The 19,139-nt window shown below is 71.8% G+C and carries 19 protein-coding genes; 6 read left to right on the top strand and 13 right to left on the bottom strand.

All coding sequences use genetic code 11. The annotated features are described in order from the left end of the window. Nucleotides 1–33: 33 nt before the first annotated feature. Nucleotides 34–2,295, bottom strand: a complete 2,262-nt coding sequence (locus GQF42_RS03890; protein ID WP_233273221.1) for a transglycosylase domain-containing protein — start codon at nt 2,293–2,295, stop codon at nt 34–36. Between the two features lie 465 nt (nt 2,296–2,760). Between GQF42_RS03890 and GQF42_RS03885 the strand changes: the two genes are divergently transcribed. The 5 genes from GQF42_RS03885 (at nt 2,761) to GQF42_RS46850 (ending at nt 8,207) form a co-directional block, all read left to right on the top strand. Further along, a complete protein-coding gene (locus tag GQF42_RS03885) occupies nt 2,761–3,141 on the top strand; it encodes a BlaI/MecI/CopY family transcriptional regulator (protein WP_158917650.1) in 381 nt (126 codons plus the stop codon). 762 nt (nt 3,142–3,903) lie between these two features. Further along, nucleotides 3,904–4,065 (top strand): FAD-dependent oxidoreductase, encoded by a 162-nt coding sequence (locus GQF42_RS46855; RefSeq protein ID WP_267906124.1) that lies wholly within the window; start codon nt 3,904–3,906, stop codon nt 4,063–4,065. Then, on the top strand, nt 4,056–5,459 hold the full coding sequence (locus GQF42_RS03880; RefSeq protein ID WP_267906123.1) for an FAD-dependent monooxygenase: 1,404 nt from the start codon (nt 4,056–4,058) through the stop codon (nt 5,457–5,459). Before GQF42_RS46855 ends, GQF42_RS03880 begins: the two co-directional genes overlap by 10 nt. A gap of 62 nt (nt 5,460–5,521) precedes the next feature. Then, a complete protein-coding gene (locus GQF42_RS03875) occupies nt 5,522–6,658 on the top strand; it encodes a glycosyltransferase (RefSeq protein WP_158917648.1) in 1,137 nt (378 codons plus the stop codon). Then, nucleotides 6,645–8,207: an FAD-dependent monooxygenase gene (locus tag GQF42_RS46850; protein ID WP_158917646.1), complete on the top strand. Its 1,563-nt coding sequence runs from the start codon at nt 6,645–6,647 to the stop codon at nt 8,205–8,207. Before GQF42_RS03875 ends, GQF42_RS46850 begins: the two co-directional genes overlap by 14 nt. Before the next feature lie 135 nt (nt 8,208–8,342). Here GQF42_RS46850 and hypE read toward each other — a convergent pair whose 3' ends face one another. The 6 genes from hypE to GQF42_RS03840 are packed head-to-tail and all read right to left on the bottom strand — an operon-like array spanning nt 8,343 to nt 14,420. Then, complete coding sequence (gene hypE / locus GQF42_RS03865; protein ID WP_407699478.1) at nt 8,343–9,431, bottom strand: hydrogenase expression/formation protein HypE; 1,089 nt, start codon at nt 9,429–9,431, stop codon at nt 8,343–8,345. Next, the gene (gene hypD, locus GQF42_RS03860; protein ID WP_158917644.1) at nt 9,424–10,545 is read right to left on the bottom strand and encodes a hydrogenase formation protein HypD; all 1,122 of its coding nucleotides are present in this window, start codon (nt 10,543–10,545) and stop codon (nt 9,424–9,426) included. Before hypD ends, hypE begins: the two co-directional genes overlap by 8 nt. Then, nucleotides 10,542–10,886, bottom strand: a complete 345-nt coding sequence (locus GQF42_RS03855; protein ID WP_158917642.1) for a HypC/HybG/HupF family hydrogenase formation chaperone — start codon at nt 10,884–10,886, stop codon at nt 10,542–10,544. Before GQF42_RS03855 ends, hypD begins: the two co-directional genes overlap by 4 nt. A gap of 10 nt (nt 10,887–10,896) precedes the next feature. After that, the gene (gene hypF, locus GQF42_RS03850; protein WP_158917640.1) at nt 10,897–13,266 is read right to left on the bottom strand and encodes a carbamoyltransferase HypF; all 2,370 of its coding nucleotides are present in this window, start codon (nt 13,264–13,266) and stop codon (nt 10,897–10,899) included. Beyond that, nucleotides 13,263–14,018: a hydrogenase nickel incorporation protein HypB gene (gene hypB, locus GQF42_RS03845; RefSeq protein WP_158917638.1), complete on the bottom strand. Its 756-nt coding sequence runs from the start codon at nt 14,016–14,018 to the stop codon at nt 13,263–13,265. The genes hypF and hypB overlap by 4 nt, the downstream gene beginning before the upstream one ends. Before the next feature lie 3 nt (nt 14,019–14,021). Then, on the bottom strand, nt 14,022–14,420 hold the full coding sequence (locus tag GQF42_RS03840) for a hydrogenase maturation nickel metallochaperone HypA/HybF (RefSeq protein WP_158917636.1): 399 nt from the start codon (nt 14,418–14,420) through the stop codon (nt 14,022–14,024). 78 nt (nt 14,421–14,498) lie between these two features. Here GQF42_RS03840 and GQF42_RS03835 point away from each other — a divergent pair, with 78 nt between their 5' ends. Continuing rightward, the gene (locus GQF42_RS03835; RefSeq protein ID WP_158917634.1) at nt 14,499–14,906 is read left to right on the top strand and encodes a helix-turn-helix transcriptional regulator; all 408 of its coding nucleotides are present in this window, start codon (nt 14,499–14,501) and stop codon (nt 14,904–14,906) included. Here the strand turns inward: GQF42_RS03835 and GQF42_RS47590 are convergent. The 6 genes from GQF42_RS47590 to GQF42_RS03810 are packed head-to-tail and all read right to left on the bottom strand — an operon-like array spanning nt 14,882 to nt 19,125. Beyond that, entirely contained in the window at nt 14,882–15,001 is a 120-nt protein-coding gene (locus GQF42_RS47590; RefSeq protein ID WP_375991628.1) for a DUF6893 family small protein, read from the bottom strand. The genes GQF42_RS03835 and GQF42_RS47590 overlap by 25 nt on opposite strands. Nucleotides 15,002–15,004: 3 nt before the next feature. Continuing rightward, the gene (locus tag GQF42_RS03830; RefSeq protein ID WP_158917632.1) at nt 15,005–15,544 is read right to left on the bottom strand and encodes a hydrogenase maturation protease; all 540 of its coding nucleotides are present in this window, start codon (nt 15,542–15,544) and stop codon (nt 15,005–15,007) included. Beyond that, nucleotides 15,541–16,950 carry a hypothetical protein gene (locus tag GQF42_RS03825; RefSeq protein WP_158917630.1) on the bottom strand — a complete coding sequence of 470 codons (1,410 nt, stop codon included), beginning with the start codon at nt 16,948–16,950 and terminating at the stop codon, nt 15,541–15,543. The genes GQF42_RS03830 and GQF42_RS03825 overlap by 4 nt, the downstream gene beginning before the upstream one ends. Further along, nucleotides 16,947–17,594: a DUF6084 family protein gene (locus GQF42_RS03820; RefSeq protein WP_158917628.1), complete on the bottom strand. Its 648-nt coding sequence runs from the start codon at nt 17,592–17,594 to the stop codon at nt 16,947–16,949. Before GQF42_RS03820 ends, GQF42_RS03825 begins: the two co-directional genes overlap by 4 nt. Continuing rightward, the gene (locus GQF42_RS03815) at nt 17,591–18,217 is read right to left on the bottom strand and encodes a DUF5947 family protein (RefSeq protein ID WP_158917626.1); all 627 of its coding nucleotides are present in this window, start codon (nt 18,215–18,217) and stop codon (nt 17,591–17,593) included. The genes GQF42_RS03820 and GQF42_RS03815 overlap by 4 nt, the downstream gene beginning before the upstream one ends. After that, a complete protein-coding gene (locus GQF42_RS03810) occupies nt 18,214–19,125 on the bottom strand; it encodes a NifU family protein (RefSeq protein ID WP_158917624.1) in 912 nt (303 codons plus the stop codon). Before GQF42_RS03810 ends, GQF42_RS03815 begins: the two co-directional genes overlap by 4 nt. Nucleotides 19,126–19,139 lie beyond the last annotated feature (14 nt).

The following is a 19,139-nucleotide window of genomic DNA, read 5'->3' as shown; positions in this document are numbered from 1 at the left end:
GCCGATCGGGCGTATCAGCGGGCCGCCGTCCCGCTACCCGCCCGGGCCGGGACGGGTGGGACCGTTCGTGGGTGTGGATGAGGTGCCACCGGTGGTCGTGCCGCCGTTGCCGTTGCCGCCGCCGGTGGTGCCACCGAGCAGCCCGCCACCGCCCGTACCGCCGGTCCAGCCGCCGTTGGTGCCGCCGTTGGTGGTGCCGGAGCTACCGGTCGGGCTCGGGCTGGGACAGCCCTTCCTGTGGTGGCGGCAGGGTCGAGCGGTGGGGCTCGGTGTGCCGGACGTGCTCGGGGTGGCCGACGGTTTGCTCGGGCTGGGGGACGGGGTGGCCGACGGAGCGCCGAACTCGTTGCTGCCGTGGCCCAGCTGCGGCGCGGGCGGGAACTGCTGGACCGGCTGTCCCTGGAGGGCGGCGGACATGTAGCCGGTCCACACCTCCGTGGGCATGTCGGCGCCGAAGACCTTGGAGAAGCCGCCGACCCCCTGCATCGACTGCAGGCCGGCGTTCTTCGCGTCCTCCTTGAACATGCTCACGGCCGTCGTCAGCTGCGGGGTGTAGCCGATGAACCAGGCGGACTTGTAGTCGTCGGTCGTACCGGTCTTGCCGGCCACCGGGCGGCCGAGGGCCTGGGCATTGGTACCTGTCCCGCTCTTGACGACGTTCTGCAGGACGTCGGTGACGGTGTCTGCCGTCGAGGCAGGCATGGCCGTGATGCCCTTGGGCTTGTCGAACCCCGGCAGGTGCTGGCCGCCGGCGACGACCTTGGTCACGGAGTACGGCTCGTGCTGGACGCCGCTGTCGTCGAAGGTGGCGTACGCGTCGGCCATGCGGATCGCCGAGGGGGTGGAGGTACCGATGTAGAAGCCGGGGGTGTCGTACTGCAGGCTCTTGCGCAGCAGGCCCGCCTTGAGGGCCTCGCCCTCCACGTTGTTGTAGCCGACGTACTCGCCGAGCTGGACGTAGGGGGTGTTGACCGACTGCTCCATCGCCTTGCGCAGGGTGATGTAACCCCACTTCGTGGGCACGTCGTTGCGCTGGTGGAGGAGACCCGAGGGGTCGCCCGGGTCGGGCATCTCCTGGCCCTGCTGGTTCTTGATGGTGATGCCGTCGTTGCCGTTGAACTTGGACTCGGGGGTGATCGGTGAGGGAGCCTGACCCGGGGAGAGCACGGCGCCGTGGTCAAGGGAGGCTGCCAGGTCGATGGGCTTGAAGGTGGAGCCGACCGGCACGCCGGTGGCGTCGGCGTTGTCGGTCCAGTGACCCTTGTTCCAGCCCGCCCCGCCGTACAGGGCGACGACCGCGCCGGTGGACGGGTCGACGGACGCCGCGCCGACCTGGACGTCCTTGTCGGCCGCGCGGTGCTTGGGATCGAGGTGCTTCTTCTCCATCGCCGCGACGGACGCCGACAACGCGTTCACCTTCTTCTTGTCGAAGGTGGTGTAGATCTGGTAGCCGCCGTGGCCGAGCTGCTGTTCGGTGAGGGAGGAGTGGGCCTCCACGTACTGCTCCGCGGTCTGCACCAGATAGCCGGTCTGCCCGGACATCCCGGCCGACGGCGTGTAGGGCTTGGGCGTGGGGAATCCGGCGGTGAGGTACTGCTGCTCCTGCGCCTGGCTGATCTTGTGGATGGTCGTCATGCGGCTCAGGACGTACTTCCAGCGCGCCTCCGCCTGGGCCTTGGCCTGCGGGTCGGTGCCGGCGAGCATCATCACGCTCGGCTCGTTGACCGAGGCCGCGAGGAACGCGCCCTGGCTGACGGTCAGTTGTGAGGCGTGTACGTGGTAGTACGCGTTGGCCGCCGCCTCGATGCCGTAGGCGCCCCGCCCGTAGTAGGAGCTGTTGAGATAGCCCTGCAGGATCTGCTGCTTGGACATCTGGTCGCCGATTTTCAGGGAGATCATGATCTCCCTGAGCTTGCGGGTCACCGACTGGCTCTGCGTGAGGTAGGTGTTCTTCACGAACTGCTGGGTGATGGTGGACCCGGACTGCACCTCCCCGCCCGTGGCCATGTGGTAGACGGCACGGAGCATGCCCTGCGTGTCGACGCCCGGGTCGGTGTAGAAGGTGGCGTTCTCCGCGGCGAGGAAGTCCCACTGCACCTGCATGGGCACCTGGGCCAGGTCGACGTTCTGCCGGTTGGTCGACCCCTGCGTGGCCATCACCGAGCCGTCGGACCAGTAGTAGGTGTTGCTCTGCTGCTGGGTGCTGGGATTCGCGCTCGGGATGGTCGTCGTCGCATACGCGTACCAGAACAGGCCCACGAAGGCGCCGAGCAGCACCACGAAGGTGCCCAGCACCTGCTTCCACGACGGCAGCCACCGCCGAAAGCCGGTCTTGGCCGGGCGTGGACGCGCAGCGCGTGCGCGCCGCCCGCTCCGCGCGGCATCCGCGCGTTGCGTGTCCGCACCGCGGCGTCGCGCTCGTCCGTCTCCGGCCTGGGCCGCTCTGCGCGCCGCGGCACGACCGCCGTCCCGTGTGTCGTCCGGCCGGGACGGTCCGGTCCTCTCGGACGGCCTGCGCCGGTGTCCGCTCATGATCGCCACTCCTCAGCCAGGAACAGTCAGCCCGCCGTTGCGAAGCCGACCCGCCCCGCAGTGGTGCGCAACGGAGGACTGGCCTGGGACGGACTGACACACCTGGAGTTGTCCTACGAGCCGTAAGACTAACCGGGGCTCGGTATGCGCCAGCAACCTCCCCCGGGCAAAGTCCCACCACGCGTAGGATCGGGTGCGGCGCGTACGGGAGGGAACAGGAGGCCGGGCATGGCTCACGACGGCTGTGGCGAGCATGCCGACCGCAGGGCCAGCGGGGCGCTGGAGGCCGAGGTCATGGCCGTGCTGTGGGGCGCCGGGGAGCCGATGACCGCGGGCACCGTCCGCGCCGCACTTGCCCCGGGGCTCGCCTACAAGACCGTGCTCACCGTCCTCGGGCGGCTGCACGCCAAGGGACTGCTCGACCGCGAACGCGTCGGCCGGGCGCACGCCTACCACCCCCGACACGATGCGGCCCGGGTGTCCGCCGCGCAGATGAAGACCATGCTCGACCGGGGCCGCGACCGCACCGCCGTGCTGCAGCACTTCGTCGAGGCACTCGACCCCGCGGACGAGGCCGCGCTGCGATCTTTGCTCGGCCTGGGCGGATGACAGCCGCACAGGACGGCCGGACATTCGGGTGTGCAGGGGGACGGCGGCACTCGTCGCGCCGTCGGCCGGCTGCCGCTGCGGCGGAATCCACCGGCTGCAGTGGAGCCGACCTGCGCACGGTGGCCCGGTACCTGGTCGAGGCGTGACCTTCGAAGATCGGCCGGATCATCGAGCAGCGCCTGACGGGTCGCGTGACGTGTGAGCGTGCCAGCGCGCTCGGCGCTGCCGTCGGAGGCAGGGCCACGAGCGCCCGCGCCCGCGCCACCGAGGTGTTCGCACCCTCCGCCGTCCGGCACACGACCGACGGCCGTCACCACGCGCTGCCGAGCGACACACAGACACAGCTGAACGCCTCCTGCGCGGCATGTGGCGACCGCGGCGGCGAAGTGGCCCATTCCCGCACGGGCTTGAGTGCCATACCGCCGCACCCGCACGCGGAGGTCGCCAACGAAACCGTCGGACGGCGCAAGCGACGGGGTGATTGCGCCGGTCGCGCACCATCCTGCAACCGTTCCACCCGTCTTGTCCGCTCTTGGTTCAGCTGATGGTGCAGTAACTTTGGCGGTTGTCCGGCCTTTGTCCCCAGACCCGATGCCGCCCCTGGCTCACTCGTACCGTGGCTCACTCGTACCGTGGCGCACTCGTACCGCGCGGTGAGTGCCTGGTGGGCGCACCCCACAGATCCGAGCAGTTGCCACGACACGTGTCGTAGTTGCTGGCCGGCCCACTACGCCGAATGTTCCCGGGGGATGCGGAGGCGCTGTGCAGGAGACCGAAGTACTGATCATCGGTGGCGGACCGGTCGGGCTGGCGCTCGCCCTGGACCTGCGCTCCCGAGGAGTGGACTGCCTGGTCCTCGAGGCCGGCGACAGCCGGATCCGCCATCCCCGAGTCGGCACGGTCGGCCCCGGCCCATGGAGCTGATGCGCCGGTGGGGCCTGGCGGAGCGGATCCGCGGGGCCGGCCGTCCCGGTGACCATCCGCTCGACATCGCATGGGTGACAGCGGTCGGCGGGCACGAGATCCATCGTCTCGACTTCGGCACCACCGACACCCGTCCGGCCCCGCCCTGCACACCTGAGCCCGAGCAGGTCTGCCCCCAGCACTGGCTGCTCCCGCTCCTGGCCGAGGCCGTAGGACCCGGGGTGCTGCCGCGCGAGTGCCGTCTGGAGTCCTTCGTCCAGGACGACGACCAGGTTCGGGCCACCGCCACCGACCTGTCGGACGGCAGGCGTCTCCACGTCAACGCCCGCTACCTGGTCGGATGCGACGGCGCTGCCTCCAGGGTCCGCGCTGCCCTGCTGATCGCGGCGCCGACCCGGCGCCGGACCCGGGTCTTCCGTAACATACTGTTCCGGGCTCCCCGCCTGCGCGAGCAACTCGGACCGGGCGGCGCCCCGGTGTACTTCCTGACCCAGCCGCCGGACCTGCGCTACCCGCTGCGGGCCATGGACGGCCGGGACCTGTACCGGCTGACCGTCGGCGACCACACCTCGTGCGACGCCCTCTCGGCCGTCCGGTCGGCGATCGCCCTGGAGACAAGCATCGAGGTGCTCTCGGACAACGTCTGGCACCTGACCCACCGGGTCCCCGAGCGGTACCGCCAGGGCCGGGTGCTCCTGGCCGGGGACGCCGCCCACACCCTGTCGCCCTCCGGCGGCTTCGGGATGAACACCGGCATCGCGAACGCGGCCGACCTCGGCTGGAAACCGGCCGCGGAACTCGCCGGCTGGGCGGGTCCCACGCTGCTCGATTCCTACGAGCAGGAGCGGCGCCCGGTGGCCGAACACAGTCTGGCCGAGGCCGACGGCAACCTGCGCCGCACCCTCGACCGCCGGCTGCCGACGGAGATCCTGCTCGACACCGCACAGGGCGCCAGGGCGCGGACGGAACTCGCCCGCGGCATCGAACGCAGCGGTGTACGGCGCGAGTTCGAGGTCCCGGACATGCACTTCGGCTACCGCTACGCCTCCCCGGTGATCGTCCCGGACGATGTCACCGAGTACGACTGGTGCGCCGACCTCGTTGCCGGTGGCCGGGCCCCACATGTCTGGCTGGGCCCTGGATCCTCGAGCCTGGACCTGTTCGGTTCGGGCTTCCATCTGGTCGCCTCAGGTTCCCACCCCGACCTGCCCGGGCTAGAGGCGGTGGCGCGCGCCTTCGAGGTCCGCCGGGTCCCGCTCGGGCTGACGAGGGCGCCGGCCTACCGCAGCTCGTACGCCCTGGTCCGCCCCGACGGCCATGTCGCCTGGCACGGCGCCGAGTTGCCGGTCGACGCCGGTGGCCTGGTGGACGTCGTGCGCGGGGGTCGGCGATGACTCCCCGGCCCGGCGGTGTGCGCCTGCCCGACCCCAGTGACAACCCATCAGGAGATGTCGCCATGCGTGTCCTTGTCACCGTCACCGGATCGCCCTCACATGTCAATGCCGTGCTGCCGCTGGTCTCGGCGCTCGTGGCCGTGCGCCACCACGTGCTCGTCGCGGCGCCCGCCAGACTGCTCGGGCTGTTCGACGGCCTGCCGCTGCGCCGGGAACCACTCCTGGCCGACCCGCTCGCCCGCTTCACGCCGCAGCCCGACGGACCGCCCGAACGGCGCGCACTCGACTTGTTCGCAGGCCCCCATCTCGTCGACAGCTACCGCACACTGCTGCCCGTGGCCCGCGCGTTCGCACCCGCCCTGGTGATCCGGGACGGCGGCGAGTTCACCGGATACCTGGTGGCGGAGACACTCGGGCTGCCGCACCTGGCCGCACCCTCGGGAGCGGCCAACTACCTGGACCCGGTGGTCCTGCAGCCCCAGCTCAACCAGCGGCGCGCCGCGCTCGGCCTGCCGGCCGAGGACGACCCGGACGCGCTCCACCGGCACGGCCGACTGGACTGCATGCCCCCGGAGTTCTCCTTCGCCCGCCACCGCACCGGAAGGTTCTACCGCTACCGGCAACCCTCCGAGATCGATCCCGGCGAGGTGCTGCCGGACTGGGTGCCCGAACTCCCCTCCGACCGCCCGCTGGTACTGGCATCGATCGGAACCGTGCTGCCCTCCGTCCCCGCCGCGGTGGTCGATGCGCCGGGCCTGCTCAACGCGGTCGTCGCCGGCCTGGCCGAACTCGACTGCCAGGCCGTCGTGGCAACCGGAGGGGTTCGGGTGGACCACCCGCCGACGACCGGCCGGGTACGCCTGGTGGACGTCGTACCACAGCCGCTGCTCCTGCGCTGCACCCAGCTCCTCCTCACCCACGGCGGATACAACAGCATCAGGGAAGCCGTCGGGGCCGGGGTGCCGATGGCCGTGCTGCCCGCCTTCGGGGACCAGCCGGCCAACGCCGACCGGGTGCAGGAACTCGGCCTCGGCCGGCGCATCCCCTCGCCGGACGAGACCGCCGCGGTATGTCACCAGGTGCTGAACGACACCGAGGTGACCGCACGAATCCGTCGTGCCCAGCGGCGCATGCTCTGTCTGCCGCCCCTTCAGGCAGTGGTGGGTGACCTGGAGAAGGTGGCGAGTGGCGGAGCGTGACATGGAGACGTACGACTGCGACGTGCTGATCGTCGGAGCAGGACCGACCGGCCTGGCCCTCGCGATCGGCCTGCGTCAGTACGGGCTGGCCGTGCGTGTCCTGGAGAAACAGGACAGCAGCAAACGCGAGGCCCGCGCCGGCGTGATCTGGCACCGGGCCCTGGAAGCGCTGGCCGACCTCGGCTGCGCCGACCGGTTCGTGGCGGCGGGGGTGACGCTCAACCCGACCGAACTGATCGCTCAGGGACGGCAGATCGGAGTCCTCGACCTGTCCGCGAGCGGCACCCGCTACCCCAACCCGCTCTCGATCGAGCAGGACACGGTGGAGCGTCTGCTGGGAGAGCGGCTGACCGAGGTGGGCGGTGCGATCGAGTGGTCCACCGAGGCCACGGCGGTCCGGGTGGCCGAGCACGGAGCCGAGGTCGAGGTCCGCGGCGCGGACGGCCGGCCGCGGACCCTGCGCTGCGCCTGGGTGGTCGGCTGCGAGGGCTCACGCAGCCTGGTGCGCAAGGCCGTCGGCCTGCCCTTCGACGGCGGCCCACGACGCCACCTGCAGGTCGCTCAGCTCAACGCGAAGGTGGACTGGAGCCTGCCCTACCACGGGGACCGGACCTACCTCCTGCTGGACAAGGACCTGTCGATCGGCTGCGCACCGCGCCCCGGCGGTGGATACCGCTGCTTCGCCTTCACGCGCGAGCCCGATACGACACCGCTCACCCCGGTGACCGTGGAGGAGATGCGGCAGCTCTTGATCCGCGCCGCACACGAGCCCGACGTCTGGCTCACGCCGACGCTGCCGCTGTGGACCAACAGGGCACGCTTCCAGGACCGGTTCGCCCGCTCGCTGCGCTCCGGGCGGGCCCTGCTGGCCGGTGACAGCGCGCACCTGTGGGCGCCGATCGGCGGACGCGGACTGAACACCGGGCTGCGCGGAGCGCACAACCTGGCCTGGAAACTGGCCGGCGTGGTACGCGGCTGGGCGTCGCCCGCGCTGCTGGACACCTACTCCACCGAGCAGCGCAGCACCGCCCTGCGGGTGATGCGCCGGACCAGGCGTGACGTACTGGAATCGCCGGGCACCCGGCGGACCCTGCTGATGATGAGACTGCTCGGCCGTCACGTCCTGCGCAGCCGTTGGGCGACCGACCGCATCCGTGACCGGATCAGCGACCTGGACCTGCACCACCGGGAGAGTCCGCTCTCGGCACAGGGAGGCGGAGACCGGATGCCGGACCGGCCCGTGTGGGCCGAGGGGCGGCAGCACCGCCTGCACGACCTGCTCTCCTACCAGCACTGGACCCTGCTCCCGGTCAACCGGGACGCCGAGCCCGACCCGGCGCTGACGCAGGCGCTGGCCGGCCTACCGCTGCCGGTCGCCGTCCGCCCGGTGCGCCCCACGGACACCGACGCCTCGCGCCACCTGCCGGACGGTTCACTGGTGTTGGTCCGCCCGGACCTGCACATCGGCCTGCAGGCACAGATCCCGGAGGAGGTCGCGGCCTACTTGGGACGATGGTTCACCCGGACCGAGGCCGCGCGAGACGCATGACCGATCGGGCCGGCGCCGGATTCCCGCCGGAAGCGTGTCGGCCGTGCCGGGTGCCCCCGGCACGGCCGCAGCGCTTCTCGGCACGACGGTGCCGGCGCCGGCACCGGCCGCTGACACCGCGGCCGACAGCCGCCCTCAGCAGATCCGGGGCAGTTGTTCACCCAGTGGCATGTCCACCACGCGGGTGCCGCCGAGGCCCGTGGCCGAGACGACCATGCCCGGATGGTCGGGCACACAGTGGCCGATGGCCACCGCCTCCTTGCCCAGCGGATGGGCTCTGAGGGCGGCCAGACAGGCGTCCGCGTGGTCCGGGGGCACGAACGCGGCCAGTTTGCCCTCGTTGGCGACGTAGAGAGGGTCGAGGCCGAGGAGGGCACAGGCGTTGGCGACCGTGTCCGGCACGGGAAGGGCGTCCTCCCGCAGGGCCACTCCCACGCCCGACGCGCCAGCGATCTCGTTGAGGGTCGTGGCGAGACCGCCGCGCGTGGGATCGCGCAGCACATGCACGTCCGGGCAGGCGGCGAGCAACTGCGCGACCAGGTCACCCAGCGGGGCGGTGTCGCTTTCGATCTCCACGCCGAACTCCAGGCCCTCGCGGACGCTCATGATCGCCACGCCGTGCACCCCGATGGCCCCGCTGACCAGGATCACATCGCCCGGCCTGGCCCGGCCCGGGTGGATGTCGACGCCGTCGGGGATGCGGCCGATACCGGCGGTGTTGATGAACACCCCGTCCCCGTGACCGGCTTCGACCACTTTCGTGTCACCGGTGACCACGGTCACCCCGGCCCTGTGCGCGGCCGCGCCGAACGCCTGGGCGACCTTGGCCACCACGGCGAGTTCCACGCCCTCCTCGAGGATGAACCCGCAGGACAGGAAGAGCGGCCGGGCCCCGGACATGGCGAGGTCGTTGACCGTGCCGTTGACCGCCAGGTCACCGATGCTCCCGCCGGGGAAGAACAGCGGCCGTACCACGAAGGAGTCGGTGGAGAAGGCGAGCCGTTCTCCGGAGGCGGGCAGCCGTGCCGAGTCGCCCAGTTCGGACAGCACGTCGTTGCCGAAGGCGGGCACGAAGAGGTGCTCCACCAGCTCGGCCGACAGGGCTCCGCCGCCGCCGTGGCCCATGATGATGCGCTCGTGGTCGCGCAGCGGAGCGGGACAGGTCCAGCTGGAGAAGTCGGCCGACGCGTACGTCGAGCCGCCCGCGCCGGGTGTGTCAGCCAACGGAACTCGCCTCCTGCGTGGTCGGCACCTGGAGCCTGCGGTAGAGGTAGTACGCCGCACAGGCGCCCTCGCTGGAGACCATGGTGGCGCCGAGCGGGTTGCGCGGGGTGCACTGCTTGCCGAAGGCGGCGCACTCGTGCGGCTTGATCAGCCCTTGGAGGACCTCGCCGCTGCGGCACACCGTGGACTCCTGGGTGTCGATGTCAGTCACCGAGAAGCGGTGTTCGGCGTCGTAGTCGCGGTACCTGGGCGACAGCCGCCAGCCGCTCCGGGGAATCATGCCGATCCCGCGCCACGCCCGGTCGGTCACCTCGAAGACGTCGGCGAGCATGGCCCTGGCGGCCGGGCTGCCCTCCGGCTGCACGGCACGCGGATAGGCGTTCTCGACCACGTGCCGGCCCGCCTCCAGCTGCCGTACCGCGCGGCGGATCCCTTCCAGGATGTCGAGCGGCTCGAAGCCGGTCACCACGATGGGGACCTTGTGGCGTTCGGCGAGTTCGGGGTATTCGGCGGTGCCCATCACCGTGCACACATGACCGGCCGCGAGGAACGCCTGCACCCGGCAGTCGGGGGAGTTCATGATGGCGTCGATCGCGGGCGGCACCCGCACATGGGAGACGAGCAGGCTGAAGTTGCCGATCCCCAGCTTCTTCGCCTGGTACACGGTCATGGCGTTGGGCGGCGCGGTGGTCTCGAACCCGATCCCGAAGAACACCACTTGACGATCGGGGTTGTCCTGGGCGATGCGCAGCGCGTCCAGGGGCGAGTAGACCACCCTGACGTCGCCGCCCTCGCTCTTGACCTTGAACAGGTCCCGCCCACTGCCGGGCACGCGCAGCATGTCACCGAAGGAGCAGAAGACGACCTCGGGACGCGAGGCGATCTCCAGAGCCTTGTCGATGGTCTCCAGCGGAGTGACACAGACAGGGCATCCGGGTCCGTGGATGAGCTGGATCTCGTCCGGCAGCAACTGGTCGATGCCGTGCCGGATGATCGAGTGCGTCTGTCCGCCGCACACCTCCATGAGCGACCAGGGCTGCGTGGTGAGGGCCCTGATCTCGTCGAAGAGGCGCCGGGCGAGCACCGGGTCGCTGAATTCGTCGAGGTACTTCATGGCCGGCCCTCCTCGTCGGCATCCTGTGCGGGGCCCTGCGGTGGCGTGGTGCCCGCGGGGCGCTCCGCACCGGCGTCGCGGGCCGCTTTCGCCCAGGCGTCGCCGAACTCCTCCTCCAGGACCCCGAGGTTCTCGAAGAGTTCCAGGGTCTGTTTCGCTGACTCCTCGTCCAGTCGCTGCAGGGCGAACCCCACATGCACGATCGCGTAGTCACCCACCTGCATCTCGGGTACGTATTCCAGGCACACTTCCTTGACGACGCCGCCGAAGTCGACCTTCGCCATGCGCGTCGCGTCCCGTTCCTCGATCTCCAGCACGCGGCCGGGAACGGCCAGGCACATGATGAGCTCCTCACGTTCCGGTCCGGGCGGCGACGATCAACTGCCCGAGGGCCAGGCCGCCGTCGTTGGGGGGCACCTTGTGGTGCGCGAGGACGGCGAACCCGTCCCGTTCCAGCGCGGTGCGGCAGCCCGAGGTGAGCAGGGTGTTGCAGAACACCCCGCCCGACAGGGCCACCGTGTCGATCCCGGTGCGCTGCCGGGCCGCCCGGCACACGTCGAGGACGAGGGCGACGACGGCCTCGTGGAACCGGCGGGCGATCCGCCCCACCGTGATCCCCGCGAGCACCTCCACGACCACGGCGGCCAGCACCGGTGCGGCGTCGGCCACCAGCGCGGCACCGGGTTCCTCGGACTCCGGGTGCAGCGCGAACCGGTAGGCCCGGTCGTCCGTGCCGTCGTCGGGCTCCGCCAGCGCCGCGCACTCCAGCTCCATCGCGGCCTGTGCCTCGTAGGCGACCCGGTGGCAGACTCCGGTGAGCGAGGACACGGCGTCGAAGAGGCGACCCATGCTGGAAGTGGGCACGCAGTTCAGGTCTCGCGCCAACTGCCGCTCCAGCAAAGCTCGTTCACCGCGCGTGGTGACGGTGACACTCGGCAGTGCCGAAGTCCACGGCAGGCCTGCGGCCCACAGGTGGGCCAACGCCATCCGGTAGGGGTTGCGTACGGCCGCGTCACCGCCGGGCAGCGGCACGCGTCCCAGGTGGGCGAGGCGCCGGTATCCGGCGTAGTCGGCGAGCAGTACCTCACCGCCCCAGACGGTGCCGTCGTCGCCGTAGCCGGTGCCGTCGAAGGCCACGCCGATCACCGGTGCGGTGCCGTCGAGGCCGTGTTCGGCCATGGCGGAGGCGATGTGTGCGTGATGGTGCTGCACGCGGGCGACCGGCAGCCCGCGCTCCCGTCCCGCGCGTACGGCCCACTGCGAGGACCGGTAGCCGGGGTGCAGGTCGGCCACCAGCAGCCGGGGGGCGACGCAGGTGAGGTCCGCCAGGTGGGCCGTGGCCCGCTCGAACGCGGTCAGGGTGGCCAGGTCGTCCATGTCGCCGACGTGCGCGGACAGCCAGGCGTACCGGTCGTCGCCGACACAGAAGGTGTTCTTCAGGTCGCCGCCGACGGCGAGCGCGGGAACGACCGGTGCGGGCAGGGCGACGGGGAAGGGCGCATAGCCGCGGGAACGGCGGACGGGAAGTTCCGTGCCGTCGCAGATGCGGACCACGGAGTCGTCGCAGGGCACGTGGATGGGCCGGTCGTGCAGCAGCCAGGCGTCGGCCAGGCCGTCCAGCCGCCGCAGCGCGTCCGCGTCATCGGTGGCGATCGGCTCGCCGGCCCGGTTGCCGCTGGTCAGCACGAGCACACTGGGGCCGGGCGGGTCGCCGGGCAGCCCCAGCAGCAGCCGGTGCAGCGGGGAGTACGGCAGCATCACACCGAGATCGGGACTGCCCGGGGCGACCTCGGCCGTCACCTCCTGCGGTGCCGGCGCGCGGCGGCGCAGCAGGACGATCGGCTTGCGCGGACCGAGCAGCAGGGCGCGCTCGGCCTCCCCGACCTGGGCGACGCGCTCCACCGTCGCCATGCCGTCGGCCAGGACGGCGAACGGCTTGGAGCCGCGGTTCTTGCGTTTGCGCAGAGTGCGTACGGCCAACCGGTCGGATGCGTCGCAGGCCAGGTGGTATCCGCCGATGCCCTTGACCGCGACGACGGCTCCGTCCGCCAGCATCCGGCGCGCCTCGGCGAGCGCCTCGGCATCCCGTGCGACACCGGGCGCGTCCAGGGCGCCGGGCAGGGTGTGGGCGGCGCCGGGCGCATGCAGCAGCGCGAGCCGGGGGCCGCAGCGCGGGCAGGCGATCGGCTGGGCGTGGAAGCGCCGGTCGGCGGGGTCGGCGTACTCGCGGGCACAGTCCGGGCAGAGCGGAAAGCCGGCCATGGTCGTGGTGCCCCGGTCGTAGGGCAGCCCGGTGATGATCGTGAAGCGGGGACCGCAATGGGTGCAGGTGATGAACGGGTGCCGGTGGCGGCGGTCGGCGGGGTCGGCCAGTTCGGACAGGCAGGCGTCGCAGGTGGCGGTGTCCGCAGAGACCAGGGTGCGCCCGGGACCGCCGCCGGAGGGGCGGATGGTGAAGCCGGTGTCGTGGCCGAGGGGAACGGCGCGATGCTCCACGGACTCGACGACGGCGAGCGGCGGTGCGCGGGTGCCGATCTCCTCGCAGAACGCCCTCACGGCGGCCACCGGCCCTTCGACCTCGGTATCCACACCGCGCGCGTCATTGGCGACCCAGCCGCTGAGCCCGTGCTCGGCCGCGAGCGCGTGGACGAACGGGCGGAAGCCGACGCCTTGGACGACGCCCCGCACGGTGACGTGCCGACGTGCGCGTGCCGTGGTCATGGCGGCGTTCCCGGTACGGGCGTGGTGCTTGTCGCAGCCGGATGGTGGTGCAGGTGGTGCGCGTGCTGCCGCGCCAGGACGGGCGTGTGCGGAGCCCGGCCGTCGGCACAGGCCATGACATGGGCGAGCAGGTCGTCGACGCCCGCGCCGGTACGGGCGGACGTCTCGAAGACGGGGACGTGCGGGTTGACCTGCCGGAGGCCGGCACGGAACCCGGACCTGTCGAAGCCGACGGCTTCGGCGAGGTCGGTCTTGGTGACCACGACGGCCTGCGCAAGGCCGAACGCGGCCGGATACTTCAGGGGCTTGTCCTCGCCCTCGGTGACCGAGACCAGCACGATCCGCAGGGTTTCCCCGAGGTCGTAGGAGGCGGGGCAGACCAGGTTGCCGACGTTCTCCACGAACAGCAGCCGGGTGCCCTCGGGCAGCCAGGGCTCCAGCCGGGCCTGCAGCATCCCCGCCTCCAGATGGCACAGGCCGTCGGTGAGGATCTGCTGGACGGGGGCACGGGAGCGGGCCAGCCGCCGGGCGTCGTTCTCGGTGGCGAGGTCGGCGGTGACGGCCGCGACCCGTGCGCCCTGCTCACGGGCGCGTGTGAGCAGGACCTCCAGCAGTTCGGTCTTGCCACTGCCCGGACTGGACATCAGGTTGACGGCGGTCGTGCCGTGCCGGTCGAGGTAGCGGCGGAGCGCGGTGGCGTTGTCGTCGTTCCTCGCCAGTACGGCCCTGTGCAGGTCGACCGAGCGGCACATGGACTACCTCCGGGTGGGGGAGTGCTCCTTGTCCGAGGCGGCAGGGGCGGCGGGGGCCGGTCCGGGGGCGGGATCCGTGACCAGCCGGACGATCTCCAGTTCGCGGCCGGAGAGCAGGACGAGCGGCCGGGCGCATACCTCGCACCAGAGCACCGGGGGCATCCCGGTGGGGCCCTCACGGCCGCAGCCGTCGCAGCGGGCTCGTCCTTCAACAGTGTCGATCAGCAGCTCGGCGTCCGCCAGCGCGGTGCCTTCGGCGGCCACCGCGAAGGCGAATTCCAGGGCCTCGGGGACGACCGCGGCGAGTTCACCGATCCGCAGGGTCACCGAGCGTACGACGTCCGTACCGACCAGCGGGCTCACCTCGTCGACGACGGCTGCGGCGAGGGACAGCTCGTGCATGTCCGCCACCTCCTGGTTCCCGTGCGCCCGGGCTTTCGGATGGGGCGCACAAGGCGGATTGGCTAGGCTGGAGGAGCGATGAACCCGTACGAGGCCGAGCGCCGCACGCTGCTTACGCCCGTTCTGCTCCTGTTGCTGGCCGAGCGTCGGGGGCACGGCTACGACCTGGTGCGCAGACTGGTCGACATGGGCTGGCCGGAGGCCGAGTCGGCGCACGTCTACCGCGTGCTGCGGGGCCTGGAGACGTGCGGCGCGGTGACCTCCCACTGGGACGCCTCGGACCACGGCCCGGCCCGGCGTGTGTACACGCTGACCCACCAGGGAGCGATGGAACTGGCGCTGTGGTTCGTGCGCCTGGGGGAGCTGCACGGCATCCTCCATGTCTTCCTGGAGCGCTATGTTCAGCTGACGGATGCCATCGCCCCCGGTGACGACCGGCCGCCGACACCTCTGTCCACCGATCACATGCGTCGTATGCGCAAATAGCGTTGGGCGTCCGACAGGTTCCTTGCCATCTCGTAGGCGAGCACCAGACCGACCGCGAGGCCGAACCAGGCCAGACCCGGATGTCCGCTGTTCATGGGTCAACTCCTCGTCGCTGTGTGAGCCGCCCGTCGCGCCAGTTCCGCGACGAGATCGGCGGCCCGGTCCACCGCTGCCGCCACCGGCGGGCTGAGACCGAGGCCGTCGCCGACGTCGCCGGGCTCGCAGCCGACGACGTAGACGTGGTCCGGCAGGGTGCCGCCCACGGCGGCATGCAGGCGCCTGAGCAGCCGCAGTACGGCGGCCGGATCCATCGCGTGACCGTCCAGTGGGCCGGCCGGCCCGCCGTCGTCGCGTGCTGCGGGCCTGCCCGCGTCGATCGTGTAGAGCGTGCCGGGAGGGCCGTCCCGGTGCACGGCGTCCACCAGGACGAGCGTGCGCCAGCCGTCCAGGAGCCGGTAGGCGAGGTGCAGTCCGCGGACACCGACGTCCATCAGTTCCGTTTCCGGCGGCAGCACACCGGGGCCGCGGCGGGCCAGGTGCTGGACGGTCTCCACGCCGAAGCCGTCGTCGCGCTGGAAGACGTTGCCGATGCCGGCCACGAGGACGGCCGGGCCGCCCGGCGTGGGCGCCGTGGTCATGGCCCCTCCTCGGTGAGCGGCCTGACCTCGTCGGGCCGGAAGTACAGGAACCGGCCCTGGGCGCGCCGCAGGTCGGTTCCCGGGTCGTCGGCCAGGACCACCGCGAGATGCGTCTCGCCGTCCAGGTCGGTCACCACCGCCTCGACGGTGGCGCGCCGCCCGCGCAGGAAGGCGTCCTGAGCATCCGTCCGGCGGGCGCCCGGGGCGAGTACGACGATGCTTCCGGCGCCGATCAGGACGCCGTCGACGACCACGGTCGCGTCCGCCTCCGCCGCCTGCGGGTCCTGCTGCGGATCCCACCAGGGGTGCCCGGTCCCGCCGGGCAGCTCCAGCCCCCGGTCCGGCGCAGGGGCTGCTTGCGCGGTGACGTCGTGCAGCGCGCGGATCGTCCCGTGCAGCCGGTCGCGTACGGCGGGGGGCATGCTGTCGACGAGGTCGATGACCTCGGCGGCGCGCGGATCGGTCCCGCGTGCCTCGCGTTTCTCCCGTTCGGTGAGGGCCGCCGTGCGCAGGGAGAGGATCTCGTCGATCTCCGTGGCGTCGTACAGCGGCCCGGGGCTCTCCTCGGCGAGCGCGGGATGGTCCTCCAGGATGATGGGCGCCGAGAGGACCACGTCGTCCTCCCGGTCCGTGCCGGCCAGGACGGGCCAGGTGTGATCGTTGTGGCACTCGGCGACGTGGGCGCGGGCCCATTCCGGTGGATCGGTCATCGACAGGAAGTGACCGCCCGGCGCGGAGAGCAGAAGATGCGTGCCGATCATGGCATGCGCGAGGGCCGCGGAGCGATCACTGCGCGCCGCGGGTACGGGCGTGGTGTTCCGCACCGTGACGGTGAGCCGCAGGACACGGTACGGACCGGGCAGCTCCTCCAGGGCCGGGAGCAGGCTGCCGGTGACGCGTGCCGTACGGCGCACGAGCCGCCCCACCGTCCGTCCGGCCGCGTCCGTGACAGGCTCCCTGCTGGTGGCGGCGGGCAGGTCGAAGGCGACGTCGAGGTCTTCGCCGTCCGCGGGCGGAACATGGGCGGGCAGATGGATACGGATGCGCTCCTCCTCGCCTTCGTCCCACGGGACGAGGATGCGGTCGGGCAGCTCCAGCTCGGGCACTTCGACAGCCGTGCCGTCGGCGCCGAGACGCTCCACGGTGCGCCGCCGTACGCGCAGGAAACGCAGTTCGACATCGACTGTGGCCGCGGTCCGCGGCTCCAGCAGGCACTGGGACCGCAGCGCGCAGGTCTCGCCCTCGCCGGTCAGGGCGGGCGCGCTCAGCACGCCGAACTGCCAGCGCAGCCGGTTCTTCGCAGCCGACGCACGGTACGGGTAGAGGACGTAGCCCTCGTAGAGGACCGCGTCGGCGACCGCGCGGGCGTGGGCCAGCGTGTCTTCGGTGTGCACGGGGCCGGTCATGTCCACGGCCTCCCTTGCGGGTCGGCGGCCTCGAGAAGGTCGGTGAAGACCCGCTCCCAGGACGGCAGCGCATGTCGGGACCGGTAACGGCGCAGCGCCTCCAAGCAGTCGTTGCGCACGCGAATCCAGCCGGTACCGGGAAAGTAGGCGTCGATCATGTCCCGCCACACCTGGACGGGCATCCGGTACGTGGACTCCTTGTGCCATGGGATGGGTTCCGCACGGAAGCCCTCACGTCCCGTGAAGACGGTGCCGGAGTAGAGCAGCAGGAGCGGTATCTCGCCCTGGGTCAGCGCCCGGAAGTACGACGCCGAGGCCACCTCGGTGTCGTAGGTGCAGGGAACGGGCAGGTCGACCTCGGTCACCCCGGTGAAGGCAGGCACGGTGATCGACGCGTGTGCGAACTGCAGCGGTTTGAGCGTGGTGCTCCAGCGCCCGGGTTCGCCGAAGAGGTCGGCGAGCATGTCGACCTCCTCCTGGTCGTAGGTACGGCGGGCGGGCTCGATACGGATCTGGCAGCGCAGGGCGACGGCGTGCACGGGCCGGTGGTCGCTCTCCTCGATCCGCAGCCCGAACAGGAGCGTGGGTCCCGTGCCGTAGGCTTCCGGCCGCACGCCGGTACAGCTGAACTCGAGGTCGGTCATGGCGCGCCCCCTGGGCCGAGGGGGCGGGCGGCGGCCCGGACGTGCTCGAAGAAGGCCGCGAGGTCCGCTCGCGCCTCGGCGCCACCGTCGAAGCCCTTCCAGTGCAGGCGCATCCTGCCGACCAGTTCGTAGCAGACGTCGACCGGGACCAGCGCGCACAGGCCGGGTCCATGGTCCTCCTGCTGGACGAGGAGCGCCTCGACGTCGGGTTCGAGCAGAGCAGTCAAGCGGGTGCGGCCGACAAGCTCCTCCCAGGTCTGCGGATCGAGTTCGCTCTCGGTGGCACCGGCCGGGCTGGGATAGAAGGCGCAGAGCCGGTCCAGCGCCGAGTTCCGGAAGAAGAAGGCGAGTGCGACAGGGATCTGCAGCCGGGCGCGGTCCTGTTCGTCCAGCCGGAAGTCGGGGTCGACGAGATAGCGGTCGGGTACGGACCGGAACCGGCCGCCTCCGGCGCCGGGCCGGTCCAGCAGCAGATGGCAGGAGGGGCAGACGCACTTGAGGGTGCGCAGCCGGGTGTCGACCAGGTGCCGGTGCTCGGCGGGAAGCGGCTCGCCGCACAGCTCGCACCGCTCACCGGGCGGTGGGGGCCGGCGGGTGAACTGGCGCAGGACGTCGGCGGTCACGACGCCGCCTCCTGGGAGTCGGGCAGCGCGATGCGCACCGAGCCGTCCTCCTGCAACAGCGGCAGCGGGTCGAGGTGCCCGCCGGCCCCCGAGCCCGCGTGCCGTACGTCGTAGTCCGCGCCACAGCCGGCGCACCGCAGCAGGTCTCCGGCGAGCGCGGCATCACCGAGCCGGGCGCCACAGGCAGGGCAGCGGTCGCGGTAGGCGTACAGGCCGCCCGGCAGGCGTACGAGCAGCAGTCCGGCCCCGTCCATCTCTGTCGTGACCAGGGTTTCCTCGCGGCGGGGGAGACAGCCGGGTACGACGGTGTGCCAGTGCGCGCGACCCGGCACCGAACCGTCGGGGGCGCTCCGGCCGGGCGCGTCCTCGGGCGGACGGGGCAGGATCTGCAGCAGCGGCCGTCCGCCGTCGGCGGTGTCGCCCGCGCTCTCGACGTCGATCCGGGCGATCTCCGGCGCGAGCCGGGCGACGGCCTCCTCGATGGTCCAGCGCACGGTCTGGGCGGACGACGGGCAGCCGTCGCAACTGCCGCGCAGCCGCAGCAGCAGGACCGGCCCGTCGACGGCGGCCGGGTCGAGACCGGCGACCTCGACATCGCCTGCGTGCGAGCCGAGGTAGGGGCGGACCTTGTCCAGGGCCCGCTCGACCCGGGTCAGGGTGTCGTCCGGATGCAGGTCGTGCAGGATCAGCAGATCGGCGACGAGTTCGTCGGCGACGAGTACACCGACGGGATCGGCGCCGGGCGGGGCGTTGCGGAGCAGCCGGACGACGCGGGTGAGCCCTTCGCCGTAGAACTCGACGAGCGTGCGCACCAGTTCATCGGCCTGGGCGCGGACCTGCGGGTCGGCCGAGCGCCCGAGTTCGTCGAGGAGAGCGGCGACCCGCTCGCCCACGTCCGGTCCGGCCATCGACGGCCCCTTCC

The organism is Streptomyces broussonetiae, assembly GCF_009796285.1.
GTDB classification, from domain to species: domain Bacteria; phylum Actinomycetota; class Actinomycetes; order Streptomycetales; family Streptomycetaceae; genus Streptomyces; species Streptomyces broussonetiae.
This window is presented reverse-complemented; position numbering and strand designations above follow the sequence as displayed.

Coding starts and splice junctions, on each gene's coding strand:
- GQF42_RS03810 (WP_158917624.1), bottom strand. CDS start 19,125: ATGGCCGGACCGGACGTGGGCGAGCGGGTCGCCGCTCTCCTCGACGAA.
- GQF42_RS03820 (WP_158917628.1), bottom strand. CDS start 17,594: ATGACCGACCTCGAGTTCAGCTGTACCGGCGTGCGGCCGGAAGCCTAC.
- GQF42_RS03825 (WP_158917630.1), bottom strand. CDS start 16,950: ATGACCGGCCCCGTGCACACCGAAGACACGCTGGCCCACGCCCGCGCG.
- GQF42_RS47590 (WP_375991628.1), bottom strand. CDS start 15,001: ATGAACAGCGGACATCCGGGTCTGGCCTGGTTCGGCCTCGCGGTCGGT.
- GQF42_RS03875 (WP_158917648.1), top strand. CDS start 5,522: ATGCGTGTCCTTGTCACCGTCACCGGATCGCCCTCACATGTCAATGCC.
- hypF (WP_158917640.1), bottom strand. CDS start 13,266: ATGACCACGGCACGCGCACGTCGGCACGTCACCGTGCGGGGCGTCGTC.
- hypD (WP_158917644.1), bottom strand. CDS start 10,545: ATGAAGTACCTCGACGAATTCAGCGACCCGGTGCTCGCCCGGCGCCTC.
- GQF42_RS03855 (WP_158917642.1), bottom strand. CDS start 10,886: ATGTGCCTGGCCGTTCCCGGCCGCGTGCTGGAGATCGAGGAACGGGAC.
- hypB (WP_158917638.1), bottom strand. CDS start 14,018: ATGTGCCGCTCGGTCGACCTGCACAGGGCCGTACTGGCGAGGAACGAC.
- GQF42_RS03835 (WP_158917634.1), top strand. CDS start 14,499: ATGAACCCGTACGAGGCCGAGCGCCGCACGCTGCTTACGCCCGTTCTG.
- GQF42_RS03830 (WP_158917632.1), bottom strand. CDS start 15,544: ATGACCACGGCGCCCACGCCGGGCGGCCCGGCCGTCCTCGTGGCCGGC.
- GQF42_RS03840 (WP_158917636.1), bottom strand. CDS start 14,420: ATGCACGAGCTGTCCCTCGCCGCAGCCGTCGTCGACGAGGTGAGCCCG.
- GQF42_RS03885 (WP_158917650.1), top strand. CDS start 2,761: ATGGCTCACGACGGCTGTGGCGAGCATGCCGACCGCAGGGCCAGCGGG.
- GQF42_RS03880 (WP_267906123.1), top strand. CDS start 4,056: ATGGAGCTGATGCGCCGGTGGGGCCTGGCGGAGCGGATCCGCGGGGCC.